Annotated in this window: 18 protein-coding genes; 15 read left to right on the forward strand and 3 right to left on the reverse strand. The window is 64.5% G+C overall.

Going from position 1 to position 16,644, the window contains the following annotated elements:
* Nucleotides 1–11 precede the first annotated feature (11 nt).
* Complete coding sequence (gene dnaX / locus QY325_01055) at nucleotides 12–1,751, reverse strand: DNA polymerase III subunit gamma/tau (protein ID WKZ66528.1); 1,740 nt, start codon at nucleotides 1,749–1,751, stop codon at nucleotides 12–14.
* 276 nt (nucleotides 1,752–2,027) lie between these two features.
* Here dnaX and rpsF point away from each other — a divergent pair, with 276 nt between their 5' ends.
* The 13 genes from rpsF to lhgO all read left to right on the forward strand — a co-directional run bounded on the left by rpsF (nucleotide 2,028) and on the right by lhgO (nucleotide 13,635).
* The gene (gene rpsF, locus QY325_01060; GenBank protein WKZ66529.1) at nucleotides 2,028–2,384 is read left to right on the forward strand and encodes a 30S ribosomal protein S6; all 357 of its coding nucleotides are present in this window, start codon (nucleotides 2,028–2,030) and stop codon (nucleotides 2,382–2,384) included.
* Between the two features lie 5 nt (nucleotides 2,385–2,389).
* Nucleotides 2,390–2,665, forward strand: a complete 276-nt coding sequence (gene rpsR / locus QY325_01065) for a 30S ribosomal protein S18 (GenBank protein WKZ66530.1) — start codon at nucleotides 2,390–2,392, stop codon at nucleotides 2,663–2,665.
* Between the two features lie 20 nt (nucleotides 2,666–2,685).
* Entirely contained in the window at nucleotides 2,686–3,132 is a 447-nt protein-coding gene (gene rplI / locus QY325_01070) for a 50S ribosomal protein L9 (GenBank protein ID WKZ66531.1), read from the forward strand.
* Between the two features lie 188 nt (nucleotides 3,133–3,320).
* Entirely contained in the window at nucleotides 3,321–3,695 is a 375-nt protein-coding gene (locus QY325_01075) for a hypothetical protein (GenBank protein WKZ66532.1), read from the forward strand.
* A 55-nt stretch (nucleotides 3,696–3,750) separates the two neighbouring features.
* A complete protein-coding gene (locus QY325_01080) occupies nucleotides 3,751–4,701 on the forward strand; it encodes a hypothetical protein (protein WKZ66533.1) in 951 nt (316 codons plus the stop codon).
* 5 nt (nucleotides 4,702–4,706) lie between these two features.
* The gene (locus QY325_01085; protein ID WKZ66534.1) at nucleotides 4,707–5,465 is read left to right on the forward strand and encodes a hypothetical protein; all 759 of its coding nucleotides are present in this window, start codon (nucleotides 4,707–4,709) and stop codon (nucleotides 5,463–5,465) included.
* Nucleotides 5,466–5,579: 114 nt separating this feature from the next.
* Complete coding sequence (locus QY325_01090) at nucleotides 5,580–7,853, forward strand: aconitate hydratase (GenBank protein ID WKZ66535.1); 2,274 nt, start codon at nucleotides 5,580–5,582, stop codon at nucleotides 7,851–7,853.
* 83 nt (nucleotides 7,854–7,936) lie between these two features.
* Nucleotides 7,937–8,656 (forward strand): porin family protein, encoded by a 720-nt coding sequence (locus QY325_01095; GenBank protein WKZ66536.1) that lies wholly within the window; start codon nucleotides 7,937–7,939, stop codon nucleotides 8,654–8,656.
* A 134-nt stretch (nucleotides 8,657–8,790) separates the two neighbouring features.
* Entirely contained in the window at nucleotides 8,791–9,954 is a 1,164-nt protein-coding gene (locus tag QY325_01100; GenBank protein WKZ66537.1) for an OmpA family protein, read from the forward strand.
* Nucleotides 9,955–10,042: 88 nt separating this feature from the next.
* Entirely contained in the window at nucleotides 10,043–10,654 is a 612-nt protein-coding gene (locus tag QY325_01105) for a TM2 domain-containing protein (protein WKZ66538.1), read from the forward strand.
* 97 nt (nucleotides 10,655–10,751) lie between these two features.
* A complete protein-coding gene (locus QY325_01110; protein WKZ66539.1) occupies nucleotides 10,752–10,973 on the forward strand; it encodes a DUF2752 domain-containing protein in 222 nt (73 codons plus the stop codon).
* A gap of 43 nt (nucleotides 10,974–11,016) precedes the next feature.
* The gene (locus QY325_01115) at nucleotides 11,017–12,348 is read left to right on the forward strand and encodes an MFS transporter (protein WKZ66540.1); all 1,332 of its coding nucleotides are present in this window, start codon (nucleotides 11,017–11,019) and stop codon (nucleotides 12,346–12,348) included.
* 54 nt (nucleotides 12,349–12,402) lie between these two features.
* Nucleotides 12,403–13,635 carry an L-2-hydroxyglutarate oxidase gene (gene lhgO, locus QY325_01120; GenBank protein ID WKZ66541.1) on the forward strand — a complete coding sequence of 411 codons (1,233 nt, stop codon included), beginning with the start codon at nucleotides 12,403–12,405 and terminating at the stop codon, nucleotides 13,633–13,635.
* Here lhgO and QY325_01125 read toward each other — a convergent pair.
* A complete protein-coding gene (locus QY325_01125; GenBank protein WKZ66542.1) occupies nucleotides 13,632–14,174 on the reverse strand; it encodes a hypothetical protein in 543 nt (180 codons plus the stop codon). The genes lhgO and QY325_01125 overlap by 4 nt on opposite strands.
* 89 nt (nucleotides 14,175–14,263) lie before the next feature.
* On the opposite strand from QY325_01125, the gene QY325_01130 reads away from it, so the two are divergent.
* Together QY325_01130 and QY325_01135 are read left to right on the forward strand one after the other, a co-directional pair.
* The gene (locus tag QY325_01130; GenBank protein WKZ66543.1) at nucleotides 14,264–14,755 is read left to right on the forward strand and encodes a DinB family protein; all 492 of its coding nucleotides are present in this window, start codon (nucleotides 14,264–14,266) and stop codon (nucleotides 14,753–14,755) included.
* Nucleotides 14,756–14,785: 30 nt separating this feature from the next.
* Nucleotides 14,786–15,982, forward strand: coding sequence for a porin (locus QY325_01135; protein ID WKZ66544.1), 1,197 nt, complete (start codon nucleotides 14,786–14,788; stop codon nucleotides 15,980–15,982).
* On the opposite strand, the gene QY325_01140 is transcribed toward QY325_01135, so the two are convergent.
* Nucleotides 15,898–16,605 (reverse strand): ElyC/SanA/YdcF family protein, encoded by a 708-nt coding sequence (locus QY325_01140; GenBank protein WKZ66545.1) that lies wholly within the window; start codon nucleotides 16,603–16,605, stop codon nucleotides 15,898–15,900. The genes QY325_01135 and QY325_01140 overlap by 85 nt on opposite strands.
* Between the last annotated feature and the right edge of the window lie 39 nt (nucleotides 16,606–16,644).

The following is a 16,644-nucleotide window of genomic DNA, read 5'->3' on the forward strand; positions in this document are numbered from 1 at the left end:
GGCGCCCATCCTCACCCCAGGTCAAGGTCCAGTTCCTCCCGCAGCCGCAGCAGTGAAGGGTTCCGTTCCGCCATCAGGTTGAAGCGGTCGAGCTTGGTGTAGCGCGGCTTCACCACCACTTCCTGCTTCATCACCTCCAGCTGCAGCGCGGGGTCGGCCAGTTCGCGCCGGAGGTGGGAGAGGAGGGTCGGCTTCTCCTCCCGCATGTATTTCTCCTGCACCTCGTTCACGATGGCGAAGCGGATGGCGCTCGGTCCCGTCACCTCCGGATCGTGCGCCGCCAGCGTGGCGTGCAGGCTGTTCTTGCCCTCGCGCTTGCGCGCCAGGGCATATTCACCCCACACCCTGAGAAGGAGCGCCGGATTCACCTCCTTGGTGGCCGTGGGCAGCGCGGGCCCCTCGTCGGTATCGAGCGGGGCAGGCCCCCCTGGCGTTGCCTGTGCCGGTGCCACCGGCTTGATGCTCACATGGTCCCGCAAGAGCCGCCGTTTGGGCGCGTAGCCATCGCTGCTTGCGGGAGGCGGCTCGGCTGCACCGGCCGGCGGGGGATGGGCGGAGGATGAAGCCTTGGCCATCGCCGGGGCTTGCACCGGCGCCACGCTCACGTCAGGGCTTTTTTTTTCAGCCCCAGCCGCTGCCGCTGGGTCGTTGCCCGCCGGGCCGTTCAGCCGGCACAGCTGCATCAGGGTGAGCTCCACCAGCAGGCGGGGCTCCTTGCTCTGCTTGTACTGCGCATCGCACTGGGCCAGGCGGTCGAGCCCTCGGATGAGGAGCTCGCGCGGGGTGGCCTGGGCCTGGCTGCCGTAACGCTTCACCAGGTCCTCGCTCACTTCCAGCAGCGGCAGCGTACGGGGATCCTGGCTCACCAGCAGATCGCGGAAATGCCGCGCCAGTCCGGTCACGAAGAGGTGCCCGTCGAAGCCGTTCTGCAGGATCGCATTGAACTCCACCAGGGCGGCGGGCACATCGCCCCTGATGATGTGGTCGGTGATGCTGAAGTAATGCTCATGGTCGAGCACGTTCAGGTTCTTCACCACGTCCTGGTAGGTGAGGCGGTTCCCGGCGAAGCTCACCAGCTGATCGAAGATGCTCAGGGCATCGCGCAGCCCGCCGTCCGCTTTCTGGGCGATCACATGCAGGGCCTGCGGCTCCGCCTCGATGCCCTCCTTCTTGGCGATGGAACCGAGGTGGTGCGCGATGTCCGCCAGCTGGATGCGCCGGAAATCGAAGACCTGGCACCGGCTGAGGATGGTGGGCAGGATCTTGTGCTTCTCGGTGGTGGCCAGGATGAAGATCGCGTACGGCGGGGGCTCCTCCAGGGTCTTCAGGAACGCGTTGAACGCGGCCTGGCTGAGCATGTGCACCTCGTCGATGATGTACACCTTCTTCTCGCCCACCTGAGGTGCGATGGTCACCTGCAGGATGAGGTTGCGGATGTCGTCCACGCTGTTGTTGCTGGCGGCATCGAGCTCGAAGATGTTGAGGCTGTGGCCCTCCCTGAACGACTTGCAGGGCTCGCAGACCCCGCAGGTGGTGAGGTCCTCGTTGCGGTTCTCGCAGTTGATGGTGCGCGCCAGGATACGCGCACAGGTGGTCTTGCCCACGCCGCGTGGGCCGGTGAAGAGGAATGCCTGCGCCAGGTGCCCGCTGCGGATGGCGTTCTTCAGGGTGCCGGTGACGGCCTCCTGGCCCACGACGGTATCGAATGTCTCCGGACGGTACTTGCGGGCACTGACGACGAAGGGCTCCATGGGCGGCCGAAGATAGCCCTGGCGACAAGCTCGATCCGGCTGCAATATCAACAGCTGTTGATGGCCCTCGGACTGGCCGCCGAAGCGCTGTCGGGGAGGGTTTAATCCTCAGGGTTGCAGGCTGTTGCGGGGAGTGCGGCGAGTCCCGCAGCGGCCGCGCCGTTTCTGCCGGCGCTTCCGCAGTCATCGCCCTCGGCAGGGGCACGGCCCAGGGAAATGCCCGGGCAATCGGATTTTCAGCTAGATTCGCGGCCCATTTTCAACCGAACAGTCACCATGACCAACCGGTACGAGACCGTCTTCATTCTCACTCCCGTTTTGTCTGAGGACCAGGCAAAGGAGGCGGTAAAGAAGTTCAAAGACCTGATCAAAGCAGGCCGTGGAAAGGTCCACCACGAAGAGAGCTGGGGGATGCGCAAGCTCGCCTATCCCATCCAGAAGAAGTCCTCGGGCTTCTACCACCTGATCGAGTTCGAGGCGGACCCCGCGTTCGTCGCCAAGCTCGAGACCGAATACCGTCGGGATGAGCGCGTGATCCGGTTCCTCACCACCCGGATGGACAAGCACCATCTGGCCTTCGCCGAGCGCAAGCGCAACAAGAAGAAGGAGACGAACGAAACCGCCAACGCCTGAACGCCATGAGCGCCGAGAGCACCAATAGCGAGATCCGCTACCTGACGCCGATCGCCATTGAGACGAAGAAGGAGAAGTACTGCCGCTTCAAGAAGATGGGCATTACTTACATCGACTACAAGGACCCCGATTTCCTCCTCCGTTTCGTGAATGAGCAGGGCAAGATCCTGCCCCGCCGCCTCACGGGCACCAGCCTCAAGTACCAGCGCAAGGTCGGCCAGGCCGTGAAGCGCTGCCGCCACCTGGCCCTGATGCCCTACGTGGCCGATATGATGAAGTAACCCCTCAACACGCAGGACCCATGGAAGTCATCCTGAAGAAAGACGTGGAGCACCTCGGCTACGCCAACGACGTAGTGAAAGTGCGCGAGGGCTATGCCCGGAACTATCTCCTGCCCCGCGGCCTGGCCACCGTGGCCACCCCCAGCGAGCGCAAACAGCTCGCTGAGACCCTGAAGCAGCGCGCCCACAAGCTCGCCAAGATCAAGGCCGATGCCGAGGCCTTGGCCGGCAGCGTGGAGGGCAAGACCCTGAGGATCGGTGCCAAGGTGGGTGAGAAGGGCCGCATCTTCGGCAGCGTCAACACCATCATGATCGCCGATGCGCTCAAGGCCATGGGCTTCGAGGTGGACCGCAAGAGCATCAAGATCAAGGGCGAAGCCATCAAAGCCGTCGGCAAGTACGAGGCCGAGGTGGCCTTCCACCGCGATGTGGTGCGCACCATCCCCTTCGAGGTGGTGGAGGAGTGAGGCATCGAACGAGCAGCAGGAGAGGGGCCGCGAGGCCCCTCTCTTCATTCGGGTCGGTCGCATGAGGGCATTGCGGTCAGCTCTCCTCCACCAACTGGAGGCATCCAGGAAGCGTGAGCCTTCAATCCGGATCGGCCATGGCTGACCGGCATCAGCATGCGGCGTCGTCCATGCCGTATCATTGCATCATGCTTCGCGGCATATCCGCTCTGCTTTTCGCGGCATTCTGCACCATGACGGTCGCCCCGACGCTTTTCGTGGCGCACTTCGTGGCTCGCCGGGCATACATCGAGCGGGAGCTCTGCATACAGCGCGAGGTTGCAGCGGAGATGAGGACCTGCCATGGCGAATGCCACCTGGGCAGGCAGCTGCGCGCAATGGAGCAGGAGGCAGAACAGGGGTTCCCTGCTGAGCGCATCGATTTCCGCATCGAACCGGCCGTGGAGTCGGTTGACAAGGGCGTCCGGTTCATCCTCTCCGGTGTGAAGCGGCCTTTCCCTGAGGGGCGGATGGAGGCATGCGTGGGGCACCGACGGCTTTCCGAGCCCGTCCCATGGGGGTAGGTTCCGCAGTGGTGCCGGCAAGCCGGCGCAATGTCGAACCCAACCCCTTCATTCCATGAGATTGCTTTTCGCCCTGGGGGTGGCCCTGTTGCCATCCCTGGCAGGGGCCTGCGATGTGTGCGGGATCTTCCTCGGCATACAGCCGCATGACCGCGCCTCCTCAGTGACGATGCTCTACCGCATGCGTCACCTTGAGGGGACGCTGTCCCATGCCCCCCTGCTGAAGGCGCTCCCGAAGCACGGTGGGCATGGCAGCCCGTCCGGTGCGGCAGAGAGCCGCTACCGCGAGCTCTACCAGGTGCTGGAGCTGCGCGCCGACCTCTGGCTCAGCGACCGGTTCTCCCTGCTCGCTTCCCTCCCTGCGGTCAACAACTACCGCGCGGTGGACGGGGTCATCGCCACCGATGTCTACGGCATCGGCGATCCGCTCCTGCTGGGCCGTTACCTGGCCATCAACACGCGGTGCACCTCGCTCGATGAGCGCACGGTGCATCGGCTGATGGTCGGCGGCGGGGCGAAAGCCCCGGTCGGTCGCAGCGACCTGCGGTACCGTGATGCCGAAGTGCCGCATGACCTGCAGCCCGGAACCGGCACCTGGGATCTGCTGGCCAGCCTGGAGTACAGCGTGCGGTACCGTCGGAATGGCGCTTCCGTGTCCGTCATCGGCCGTCGCAATGGCCGCATGGAGGAGGGCTACCGCATGGGCCATGGGCTCAGCTCCACCGCAGAGGTGTTCCGCCGCTGGGATTTCGGGGACGACTGGAAGATGATGCCCTCCATGGGCCTGTATCACGAGCTGGCCGGCATGGATGATGCAGACGGGGTTCCCGTCTCCGGCACCGGCAGCTCAACCCTTTTCACGCACGCTGGGGTCCGCGTGTGGTGGCGCTCCTGGGCGGTCATGGGAACCTTCCAATTTGCCGTTGCGCGGCAGCTTGGCGAGCTCATGGTGCCGAATCGCGAGCGCCTGGTCTTCGGACTCACTTACAACATCCAACGCAACTGAAACACATGAATCGTTCTAAACTGGCCCTGCTGGCCATCCCCTTCCTCGCCCTCGCCTCCTGCAAGAAGGAGGAAGAGCAAGCCCCGAGCAACAACAACCTGCAATCGGCGCCCGCGCCCATCAGCCTGCGCTTCCAGTTCGTGCACGGCGCGAATCCCTTCGACATCAATGCCACCTACGCCGATGGCGCCGGCCACGCCGTCCGCTTCAGCACGCTGAAGTTCTACGCCTCGGACTTCGAGCTGAAGGATGATGACGGCAACACCGTGGCCGCTTACCCCGCCAAGGCGGTGCTGGCGGATGGTTCCATGCCGACGGCGGCCTATGAGATCGGCACCATGGGCGCCGGCCATGTGCACCAAGTGTATTTCAGCCTGGGGCTGGATAGCGCCACCAACCACGCCAACCCGACGCTGGCCCCCTATCCGCTCAACATCCCCGGCATGCATTGGAGCTGGAACCCGGCCGCGGGGTACAAGTTCCTGAACATGGAGGGGCATGTCGATGGCAATGGCGATGGCGACTTCGATGACGCGGAGGACCAGTCGTTCACCTACCACTGCGCGACGGATGCCCTGCTCCGCACCGCTCATGCGCACAGCCACGCGGATGTGGGAACCGCACCCGTGGTGCTCTCCGTCAAGATGGATGTGGCGGTTCTGATGATGGGCCTCGACCTCCTCACCACGAATGTGGCGATGGGCGGGGGGCCGGCCAATGTCCAGGCCATGAACAACCTCACAGCGGCGATTTCGGACCTGTAGTAACCTTGCCGTTCAGGGCAGTGAGCGGGTCGCCTCAGGGCGGCCCGCTCCGCATTTGAGGCCCAAGGTCCCGTAGGGTTACCTTTGCGGCCGCAAAAACGCACCCGACCGCGCATGAGCCAGATCTTCGACCTCGACATGATCAAGGCGGTGTACAGCCGCTACCCCGCCCGCGTCGCCGCCGCCCGCAAGGCCGTCGGTCGCCCGCTCACCCTCACCGAGAAGATCCTCTATGCCCACCTCTGGGACGGCGAGGCGAAGAGCGCCTTCAACCGCGGGAAGGACTATGTCGATTTCGCCCCGGACCGCGTGGCCATGCAGGACGCCACCGCCCAGATGGCCCTGCTGCAGTTCAGCACCACCGGCCGCAAGAAGGTGGCCGTGCCCAGCACCGTGCACTGCGACCACCTGATCCAGGCCCGCGTGGGTGCCAAGCAGGACCTGCAGGACGCGCTGCTGAAGAGCAACGAGGTCTTCAACTTCCTGGAGAGCATCAGCAACAAGTACGGCATCGGCTTCTGGAAGCCGGGTGCCGGTATCATCCACCAGGTGGTGCTGGAGCAATACGCCTTCCCCGGCGGCATGATGATCGGCACCGACAGCCACACGGTGAACGCCGGCGGCTTGGGCATGATCGCCATCGGTGTGGGCGGAGCCGACGCCTGCGACGTGATGAGCGGCCTGGCCTGGGAACTGAAGTGGCCCAAGCTCATCGGTGTGAAGCTCACCGGCAAGCTCAGCGGCTGGGCAAGCCCCAAGGACGTGATCCTGAAGGTGGCGGGCATCCTTACCGTGAAGGGCGGCACCGGCGCCATCGTGGAGTACTTCGGTGAAGGCGCCGAGAGCATGAGCTGCACCGGCAAGGGCACCATCGCCAACATGGGCGCCGAGATCGGGGCCACCACCAGCACCTTCAGCTACGACGACAGCATGCGCCGCTACCTGAAGGGCACCGGCCGTTCCGAGGTGGCCGCCCTGGCTGATGCCATCGCCGAGCACCTGCAGGGCGACCCCGAGGTGTACGCCGATCCCGCGAAGTACTTCGACCAGGTGATCGAGATCAACCTCAGCGAGCTGGAGCCGCACATCAACGGTCCCTTCACGCCCGACCTGGCGTGGCCGCTGAGCAAGTTCGCCGCCGCGGTGAAGGAGAACGGCTGGCCCGCGCAACTGGAGGTGGGCCTCATCGGTTCCTGCACCAACAGCAGCTACGAGGACCTCACCCGCAGCGCCAGCCTTGCGCAGCAGGCCGTGGACAAGAAGCTGAAGGCGAAGAGCGAGTTCACCATCACCCCGGGCAGCGAGCAGGTGCGTTACACCGCCGAGCGCGACGGCATCCTGGCCACCTTCGACAAGATGGGCGGCGTGGTGCTGGCCAATGCCTGCGGTCCCTGCATCGGCCAGTGGGCGCGCCACAGCAACGACCCGAACCGCAAGAACTCCATCATCACCTCGTTCAACCGCAACTTCGCCGCCCGCAACGACGGCAACCCCAACACGCACGCCTTCGTGGCCTCGCCCGAAGTGGTGACCGCGCTGGCCATCGCCGGTGACCTCACCTTCAACCCCATGACCGATGAGCTGGTCAACGAGGAGGGGAAGAAGGTGAAGCTGGATGAGCCCAAGGGCATTGAGCTGCCGCCGAAAGGCTTCGATGTGAAGGACGCCGGTTTCGTGGCGCCCGCTGCGGATGGCAGCAGTGTGGTGGTGAACGTGAAACCCGACAGCGAGCGTCTGCAGCTGCTGGAGCCCTTCCCCGCGTGGGACGGCAAGAACATCACCGGTGCGGTGGTGCTGATCAAGGCCAAGGGCAAGTGCACCACGGACCACATCAGCATGGCCGGCACCTGGCTGAAGTACCGCGGCCACCTGGACAACATCAGCAACAACACGCTGATCGGCGCCATCAACTTCTTCAACGGCAAGGCCAACGAGGTGAAGAACCAGCTCGACGGCAGCTATGGCCCCGTGCCCGCCACGCAACGCGCGTACAAGGCGGCCGGCCAGCCCAGCATCGTGGTGGGCGACCAGAACTACGGCGAGGGCAGCAGCCGCGAGCACGCGGCCATGCAGCCGCGCCACCTGGGTGTGAAGGCCGTGCTGGTGAAGAGCTTCGCCCGCATCCACGAGACCAACCTGAAGAAGCAGGGCATGCTCGCCCTCACGTTCAGCAACGAGGCCGACTACGACAAGATCCAGGAGGACGACCGCATCGACTTCACGGACCTCACCGCCTTCGCGCCCGGCAAGCCCCTCACGCTGGTGCTGAACCACAAGGACGGCTCGAAGGATACCATCCAGGTGAACCACACCTACAATGCCCAGCAGATCGAGTGGTTCAAGGCCGGCGGTGCGCTGAACATCATCCGCGCGCAGCAGAAGGGCTGAGGGAAGTCAGTTCGGCAGGTTACCGGTCCATCGACCTTTGCGCCCGTGGTCGGACAACGGACCGCACTTCAAACCGAAACGACATGAACACCAAGCACTTCCTTTTCGCGACGGCGAGCTTTCTATTGGCGGGCACGGCGAGTGCCCAGTTCACCATCGGGGCGAAAGCCGGTCTCAACTACAGCATCTACGGCACCAGGATTGATCCGGAGCCGGAGGAGAAGCCCGAGAGCGACAGCGGCATCGGCTTCCACGTCGGTGGTTTCTTGAACTACAACTTCTCCGATAAGATCGGGGTGCGCACGGAGTTGCTGTACAGTGCCCGCGGCACTTCGTTCTCGGAGGAGACGACTTCCTCGTCATCCATCCTGGGCTCCACCATCACCACCAAGACCGAGACCGATGGCTCCGCGACGGCTTCTTACATCGAGCTGCCCATCCTGCTGAACTTCCAGGCCACCGAGGGATTGTCCTTCCAAGCTGGTCCGGGTCTCGGCTTCCTCATGGGGTACAAATCGAAGTTCGATTCCAAGCGGACCACCACCACCACCACAGGCAGCACCAGCACCACCACCACCAGCGAGTCGAGCGGGGATAACAGCTCCACGGAGGGCATCCGCGGCATGGAGCTGGGATTGGCGGTTGGCGGCAACTATCAGTTGGAGAATGGCCTGAGCTTCGGCCTGCGCTACTGGAGGGGGCTGAGCACCTTCAACGAGGAGACCGAATTCGGCCCCGTGACGGTGAAGACCAATGCCAACGTGATCCAGGTCTCGGTGGGCTACGCCTTCATCAAGGACTGATCCGCACCACCGCATCGCGCGCGGCGGGGCCTTCGGGTCCCGCCGCCGTCTTTTCAGGGCTGGCACGCTCTTGGCTGACCAGCACCGATTAATTTCCCCGCCGCCGGGAGGCCGGCACCATCAATCCCTTGACCATGCGCACCTTCTTCGTCCTGCTTTCCCTCTCCGCCAGCACCATGCTCATGGGCCAGGCGATTGATACCGCCCGGACCTGGGTGGCGAACGGCGACTTTGAGCAGATGGATGGAAAGAAGCTCAAACGGCCTGGCGGCATCCAGTATGCCAAGGGCTGGTCGTCGCCCACGGCGAAGAAGGCCGACCTTTTCAGCGAGAACGCGACCGTGGAAAGCACGGTGAGCGCCCCGAAGAACTTCGCCGGGGAGCAGATGGCGCTCAGCGGTTCGAACTACGCAGGGGTGCGCTGGTGGAGCTACCAGAACAAGGAGCCGCGCACCTACATCCAGACGCAGCTCAAGCACAAGATGAAGAAGGACTCGCTCTACTGCGTGCGGTTCTATGTCACCCTCGGAGACCTCAGCAAGTATTCCACGGGGGAACTGGGTGCGTGGTTCGGGAAGGACATGGTGCAGAAGGACGATCCTGCCAGCCTCACCTTCGATGTCACCGTGCCCCCCGTGCGCACCCGTGTCTACAACGACATGTTCAGCTGGCAGGGCGTCTGCGGCACCTACGAGAGCAAGGGCAACGAGGAGTGGATGATCATCGGCAACTTCGCGGGCAACGAGAAGACCCCCAATGAGAAGGCCAAGCGCCCGCGGGGCGAGACGCGCCCCCAGGTCTTCTCCGCCTACTACTACATTGACAACGTGGAGGTCTACCCGGTGAAGAACCGGACCTCCTGCTCCTGCGAGCAACTGAAGGATGCGGAGAGCGAGTTCATCTTCAGCCGCAAAGGCGTCACCCCGCCCAGCATGAAGCCGGTGGAGAAGGCCGATATGCAGGTGTTCTACTTCAAGCGCTTCCAGCGCTCCCTCGACCCCTCCATGGATACCTGGCTCAATGACCTCATCGCCGCGATGAAGGCGGACCCCTCGTTCAAGGTGGAGCTCATCGGCCATGTGGATGCCACGGAGCTGGACCGCACGCGCGTGCGTCCCGACCTGCTGGAGCTGGGCAAGGAACGTGCTGAGGCCGTTCGCGATGCGCTGGTGGAAGGCGGGGTCGAGGCTGCGCGGATCACCGTGGCGGGCCGTGATGCCTCCGAGCCCGCCGATGATGGCGGTTCCGAGGTGAGCATGAGCAAGAACCGGCGGGTGGAGGTGGCCGTCAAGAAGTGAGGCCCGGGCGGATTCGCGCACTTTTTCCCGCTTGCGCTTGCATGGTTGACGACAAGTGTGATATTTGTCGCAAATCAATCCCCTAAACATGAAGCTCTCTTCCTTGTACCTCCCCATGCTGGGAATCGCCGTAGGTCTCGCTTCCTGCTCTGTGGAGCGCACGGCCTTCGTCAATGGCAGCTCCATCGAATGGTCGCGCAAGCATTCCAGCCAGGTTGAGCGCAAGGATGCCAGCGCTCCCAAGGTGACCGCTGCGTCCTACGAGGTGACCGCTGAGCGCGTGGCGCCCGTGGAGACCATGGAGGCTGCGCCCTCGATCACCGCTGAGGTGGTGAAGGAGGCCGCTGTGGCCACCGGCTCGAAGCGCGTGGCCCGTGCCGCGAACAAGGTGATGAGCACCGATGCAGCCGCCGTCACGGTGGGCATGGAGTCCATCGACGAGGAGGGCCAGGCCTGGGCCTCCGTGGGCGCGCCTGCCAAGGCCGCCAAGGGCGGCGGCAAGAGCCAGCTGATCGCGCTGATCCTCTGCGTGGTCGTCGGCGGCCTTGGGATCCACCGTTTCTACCTGGGCTACATCTGGCAGGGCGTGGTTCAGCTCCTGACCGGCGGTGGCTGCGGCGTGTGGGCGCTCATCGACCTCATCCGCATCATCATGGGTACCCTGGAGCCGAAGGATGGCCGGTACTCGCAAACGCTTTGATGGGCCGGCTTGGCTGAAGGCCAGGCTTGCCGTTCTGCTGATCTTGCCGGTAGCGCTGCTTGCGCTACCGGCAAGTTTCTTTGATGACGGACCCCCCATGTGCCTGTCCGTCATCCTGTTCGACCAGGAGTGCTACGGCTGCGGCATGACCCGCGCCTGCCAGCACATGATACACGGTGAGTTCGAGGCGGCGGCCCGCTACAACCGCATGGCGTTCATCGTGCTCCCCATCCTCATCTTCGGCTGGGGCATGGAAGTGCGGGCCACCTATCGGAAGCTCAACGGGGCCAAGGCTGCCGGCGATTCAACCCAAGCCTGACAGGAGTGAGAGCCGGAGGTCCGGTCCTCCAACCAGCCCATCCATGAGCACCAAGGGGGATGCCCGGATCGTGCGGGCGTGGACCATGTACGATTGGGCGAATTCCGCCTATTCGCTCACGATCACCAGCGCGGTCTTTCCCATGTTCTACGTAGGGATCACCGACGCCTATGGCGCGGAGCGCTTCATCGATCGGTTCGGGGTGCCGGCGGCCTCCCTTTATTCCTATGCGCTGTCGGCGGGCTTCCTCCTGGTGGCGCTTGTGGTTCCGCTGCTCAGCGGGATCGCCGACCGCCGGGGCAACAAGCTCAACTACCTCAAGTTCTTCTGCTACCTGGGCGCTGCGAGCTGCGCCGGGCTCTATTTCTTCAGCGTCGACCGGCTCTGGATCGGCCTGGCCTGCGTGGTGCTCGCCTGCGCCGGCTTCTCCGGCAGCCTCGTCTTCTACGATGCCTACCTGCCCGAGATCGCCGCGAAGCGCGACCATGACCGGATCAGTGCACGCGGCTACACCATGGGCTACATCGGTAGCGTCATCCTGCTGGTGATCAATCTGCTCATGGTGATGGACCCCGACGGGGATGGGACCACGCTCCTGGGGATCCCGGATGAGGGCGGCTACGCTGCGCGCCTCACCTTCATCAGCGTGGCCATCTGGTGGGTCGGCTGGGCGCAATGGCCCTTCCGCCTGCTGCCCGACAGGGCAGGCCCGGCCCCGGAGGAGAAGCATGTCATCTGGAGCGGCTATCAGGAGCTGCGCAAGGTGTGGCTGCAGCTCACGCACCTGCCCCGGCTGAAGCGCTACCTCGGCGCCTTCTTCGTCTTCAACATGGGCATCCAGACCGTGATGTACCTGGCCGTGAGCTTCGCCAAGCAGGAGGTGAGGCAGCCTGACGGCAGCCCCATCGCCGATGACAGCCTGATCATCAGCGTCCTGATCATCCAGCTGCTGGCCGCGCTCGGCGCCATGGCCTTCGTGCGCCTGAGCCGCCTCTTCGGCAACGTCCGCACACTGCTCATCGGCTGCGCAGCATGGGTGATGGCCTGCGTCATCGCATGGCGTGTGCAGTGGACCCACGAGTTCTACGGCTTGGCGGCCCTGGTGGGCTCCATCATGGGGGGGTGCCAGGCCCTGAGCCGGAGCACCTATGCCAAGTTCCTTCCGACGACCAGGGACACCGCCTCCTTCTTCAGCTTCTACGATGTGAGCTACTACCTGGGGACGGTGCTCGGCACGCTGGTCTATGGCGCGGTCTACCAGGTCACGGGCGACCTGCGCAACACCGCCGTGGCGCTGGGCCTCTTCTTCATCATCGGCGGCGCACTTCTGCTGCGCGTCCCGGATGAGGAGCGGCCGATGCCCGCTGAGGGCTGAATGCCGATCTTCGCCTCCGGCCCGCTAGGAGCACCATCGGCCGGCGGGCGGTGCATGAGCGACGAGCGCATTTGGGACGTTGTGATCGTGGGAGGGGGCATCGTGGGAGCGGCCACCCTGTACAAGCTCCAGGCGCGGTTCCCGCATCTCCGCATCCTGCTCTTGGAGAAGGAGAAGGCGCTGGCCGATCACCAGACCGGGAACAACAGCGGCGTCATCCATAGCGGCATCTACTACAAGCCGGGCAGCTACAAGGCGCGCAACTGCGTGGACGGCCGCCGCGAGCTGGTGCGTTTCGCGCGTGAGCATGGCGTCAAGCACGACATCTGCGGAAAGCTCATCGTGGCCACTGAACAGGCCGAGCTGTCGCGCCTGGACCGTATCTGGACGCATGGGGAGGCCAATGGGATCGAGGATATGCGCCGCGTGACGGCCGAGGAGATACGCGAGATCGAGCCCTATTGCTCCGGCATCGCCGGCATCCGCGTCGGGTGCACCGGCATCATCGACTTCAGGGGGGCCACCAACCGCATGGCCGAATCGGCCCTGACGCTGCAGCCGGAGAGCCGCGTGGCCTTGGGCGAGGAGTTCCTTGGCATCGCAAGCGCCGACCATGGGAGCACGGTGCGCACGGCCAAGGGGACCTGCCGCACCCGGTTCGCCATCTTCTGCGGCGGCCTGCAGAGCGACCGATTGGCCAAGCGCGACGGCGTTTCCTTCCCCGAGCGCATCGTCGGCTTCAGGGGCGACTATTACGAGCTCTCCGAGCAGGGCCGCCACAAGGTGAAGCATCTGATCTACCCGGTGCCCGATCCGCGCTTCCCTTTCCTGGGGGTTCATTTCACGCGCATGACCGATGGCAGCATCGAATGCGGACCCAATGCCGTGTTCACCTTCAAGCGCGAGGGCTACGGCAAGACCGATTTCGACCTGAGGGACACCCTGGATGCCCTTTCCTACGGGGGCACCTGGCGCTTGTTCCTCCGCAACATGGGCTACGGCATCAATGAGTACCGGAGGGCCTTCAGCAAGCGGCTGTTCCTGCGCACGCTCCAGCGATTGATCCCCTCGCTCACCATGGACGACATCGAGCCGGGTCGCGCAGGCGTGCGTGCCATGCTGCTGGGCACCGACGGCAACATGGTCGATGATTTCCGCATCGAGCGCATCGGCAACCGCATCCATGTGCTCAATGCGCCATCACCCGCCGCCACGGCGGCGCTGGCGATAGGAGGGCACATCACGGAGATGGCTGCCCGTGAATTCGGGCTGGGCGCCGGCGCCTAGCCGATCCTGTATTGCTCCTGCACCTCGCTCCAGTTCCAGAGGAAGTAGCCCATGAGGCCGAAGATCCGCTTGAGCGGGATGGGGTGGGGTTGCCGGATCTCCCGGTAGTAGCTGTCCTGGAATCGGAACAGGTCGTATTCCGTGAAGAGGGCCCGGCCCATGGCGTACACCACGTTCTTGCTCGGGGCGTTCAGGCGCTCCATCCGTGATTGCAGCGCGCGGACCTCCCGCTCGATGTCGGTGCATCCGCGGCCGACTGCCTGTGCGAACTTCGAGATGGAGAGCGAGAACATGCGCTTGTCCTGGCCTGCGTTGAGCACCCGCTGCATCTCCATCAGGTTGGCCGCGAGCACGATCAGCAGGAAGCGCTCATCGTCCTCCGGGCTCAGCCCGGGCGCGGACTCGAATTCCGGTGACTCATTCACCTCCGCCGCCACCAACGGGAAGCCTTCCGAGCACATCTCCAGCACCTTGTTGACGAAGATATTCGCCAGCTTGTCCTCACTGATCCTCTTCTTGCCGAATAGTGTCGAGATCATGGTCGATCTTGGTTCCCGCGAAGATCCAGGGGCCGCCATGCCGATCCACGCCGCACCTTCGTCCTGATTTCAACAAGGTTATCCACCCGATGAGCATCACCTTCCTCCTCCGCGAATACGCTGATTACGACCTGTGGGCGAACACGCGCTTCGTGCAGCGCCTGGCCGTAGAGCCCGATGCGGTGCTGGATGCACCCGTTCGCAGCAGCTTCCCCTCGCTCCGTTCCACCTTGCTGCACATCCGCGACGCGGAGCACGTGTGGCGCTGCCGCCTGACCGGTGAGCGCCACTCCTGGCCGGCCGAGCCGAGCCTCGACCCCGCCACGCTGGTGGATCATGCCAGCCGGCTGCATGGGCTGGTGTCCGGCATGGACGAGGCCGACCTGCTTTCGCTCCGCACCTACCGCGACCTGAAGGGGAACGAGCACCGTTCGGCCGCATGGCGCATGCTCATGCACTGCTACAACCATAGCACCCAGCACCGCGGGCAGCTCATCACCATGATGCGCGGCCTCGGCCTTGACGGCATTCCGGCCAACGACCTGATCGTCTATCAACGATCGTTGAAGGATTCGGTTTGATGGCTCGCCGGGACGGGCTTCCTTTGGGCCATGCGCTTCCGGATCGCACTGCCGCTGCTGCTCCTGCTGCTCGCGCTGCCTGTCGCGGCCATCGGCCAGAACGAGAGCGATGAGCGCGCCTTGATCGAGATACACGACGGCATCCGCATCAGCAAGGATTCACTTTTCCTGCTGAACCTCCGGTTCCGCATGCAGAATCGCGCAGGAATCACCACGGTGAGCGGGGATGACATGAGCGTCAAGGCCGTGGAGGCGCGGGTGCGGCGCTTGAGGCTGCGCCTCGATGGGTATGTCCTGAACGATCGCCTGCGCTACTACCTGCAGCTGAATTTCTCCCGGCAGGACCTCGACCTGGAGACCGAGTTCGTGGCGCAGCCCATCCGAGATGCCATGGTCTACTACCACTTCAGTCCGCGCTTCTACCTGGGCTTCGGCCAGAGCAAGCTGCCGGGCAACCGCCAGCGCGTAACCAGCAGCGGCAACCTGCAGTTCCCCGATCGGTCCATCGCGAATTCGGCGTTCACGCTCGATCGCGATTTCGGGCTGTTCGGGTATTGGACCATCCCCCTCGGAAGCCAGCAGCTGCAGCTGAAGGGCGCGGTCTCCACCGGTGACGGGCGCGGCGCGGTACCCGTCAACGAGGGCCTCGCCTACACCGGCCGCCTGGAGTGGCTGCCCTTCGGCCCATTCGCCAACAGCGGGGACTACAGCGAGGGCGACCTCGAGCGGGAGGAGCGGCCGCGTTTATCGCTGGCGGCGGGCTACAGCTTCAACGACCGGGCGGTGCGCACGGGCGGCCAGCTGGGAGCGGACCTGTATGGAAGCTCGGACATGGGCACCTTCATCGCGGATGCGATCTTCAAGCAGCAGGGCTGGGCGCTGGCCGTGGAGTACTTCGACCGCGAGGCCGACTCGCCCATCACCACCAGCGAGACAGGCGCCGTGCGGTACGTCACCACCGGCACCGGAGCGAACGCGCAGCTGAGCAAGCTGTTGCGCTCCAACTATGAGCTGGCGGCAAGGTGGACCATGGTCGATCCCGATGGCGAGGTGGATGCGCTCCGGCCGCGCACGGAGGAGGCCCTGCTCGGGTGCACCAAGTACCTGAACGGCCATCGCATCAAGCTGCAGGCCTACGCCGGCTACAGATGGCAGGATGGGCGAATGAACCTTTCCGCTCCGGGGAATTCATGGACCGCCATGTTCCAGATGGAGTTCGGCATCTGATCGGCGGATGAAGGCCCGATCGGCACAGGGTCGCCCAGATAGCGGGGAGCTGTGCCCACGGCCTGGTCGAAGACGAGCTTCACCCGCGCCAGGCGCTCACGCAGCCAGGTGCGCAGGTCAAGGCCACCCTGCGCATCCCGTGCATTGAATCCCACGGCATCGATGCCCATGCCGCGTGCGATGATGACGGCGCGCTCGTTGTGGAAGCGCTGGCTGATGATGGTGATGCGCTGCTGGCCGAATACCTCGCGGGCCCGCACCACCGAATCCAAGGTGCGGAACCCCGCATGGTCGAGCACGATGCGGGCGCTGTCCACCCCGGCCGCGATGAGGGCTTCCTGCATGCGGCGCGGCTCGTTGTAGGAAGGCGTGCCGTGATCTCCGCTCACGAGCAGGTACTTCACCCGGCCCGATCGGTAGAGCCGCACGGCTGCTTCCATGCGATGCCTGAAGTAGGGGTTGGGCGCGCCGCTGCGCAGCCGGTGCGAGGTGCCCAGCACGAGCCCGACATCGTTCATCGGTATGGAATCCGGCTCGTTGAAGAGGTGGGGGGCCGCGCTGCGCCGCACATGGGCATCGCAGGCCCAGACGATGAACGCAAGGACCAGGGCGGCAAGGGGCATCAGTCGAAGCAGCCTCCGCAGGAATCGGCGGTGCGCTGG

The sequence above is a fragment of the Flavobacteriales bacterium genome (assembly GCA_030584065.1).
GTDB lineage: Bacteria > Bacteroidota > Bacteroidia > Flavobacteriales_F > PHOS-HE28 > PHOS-HE28.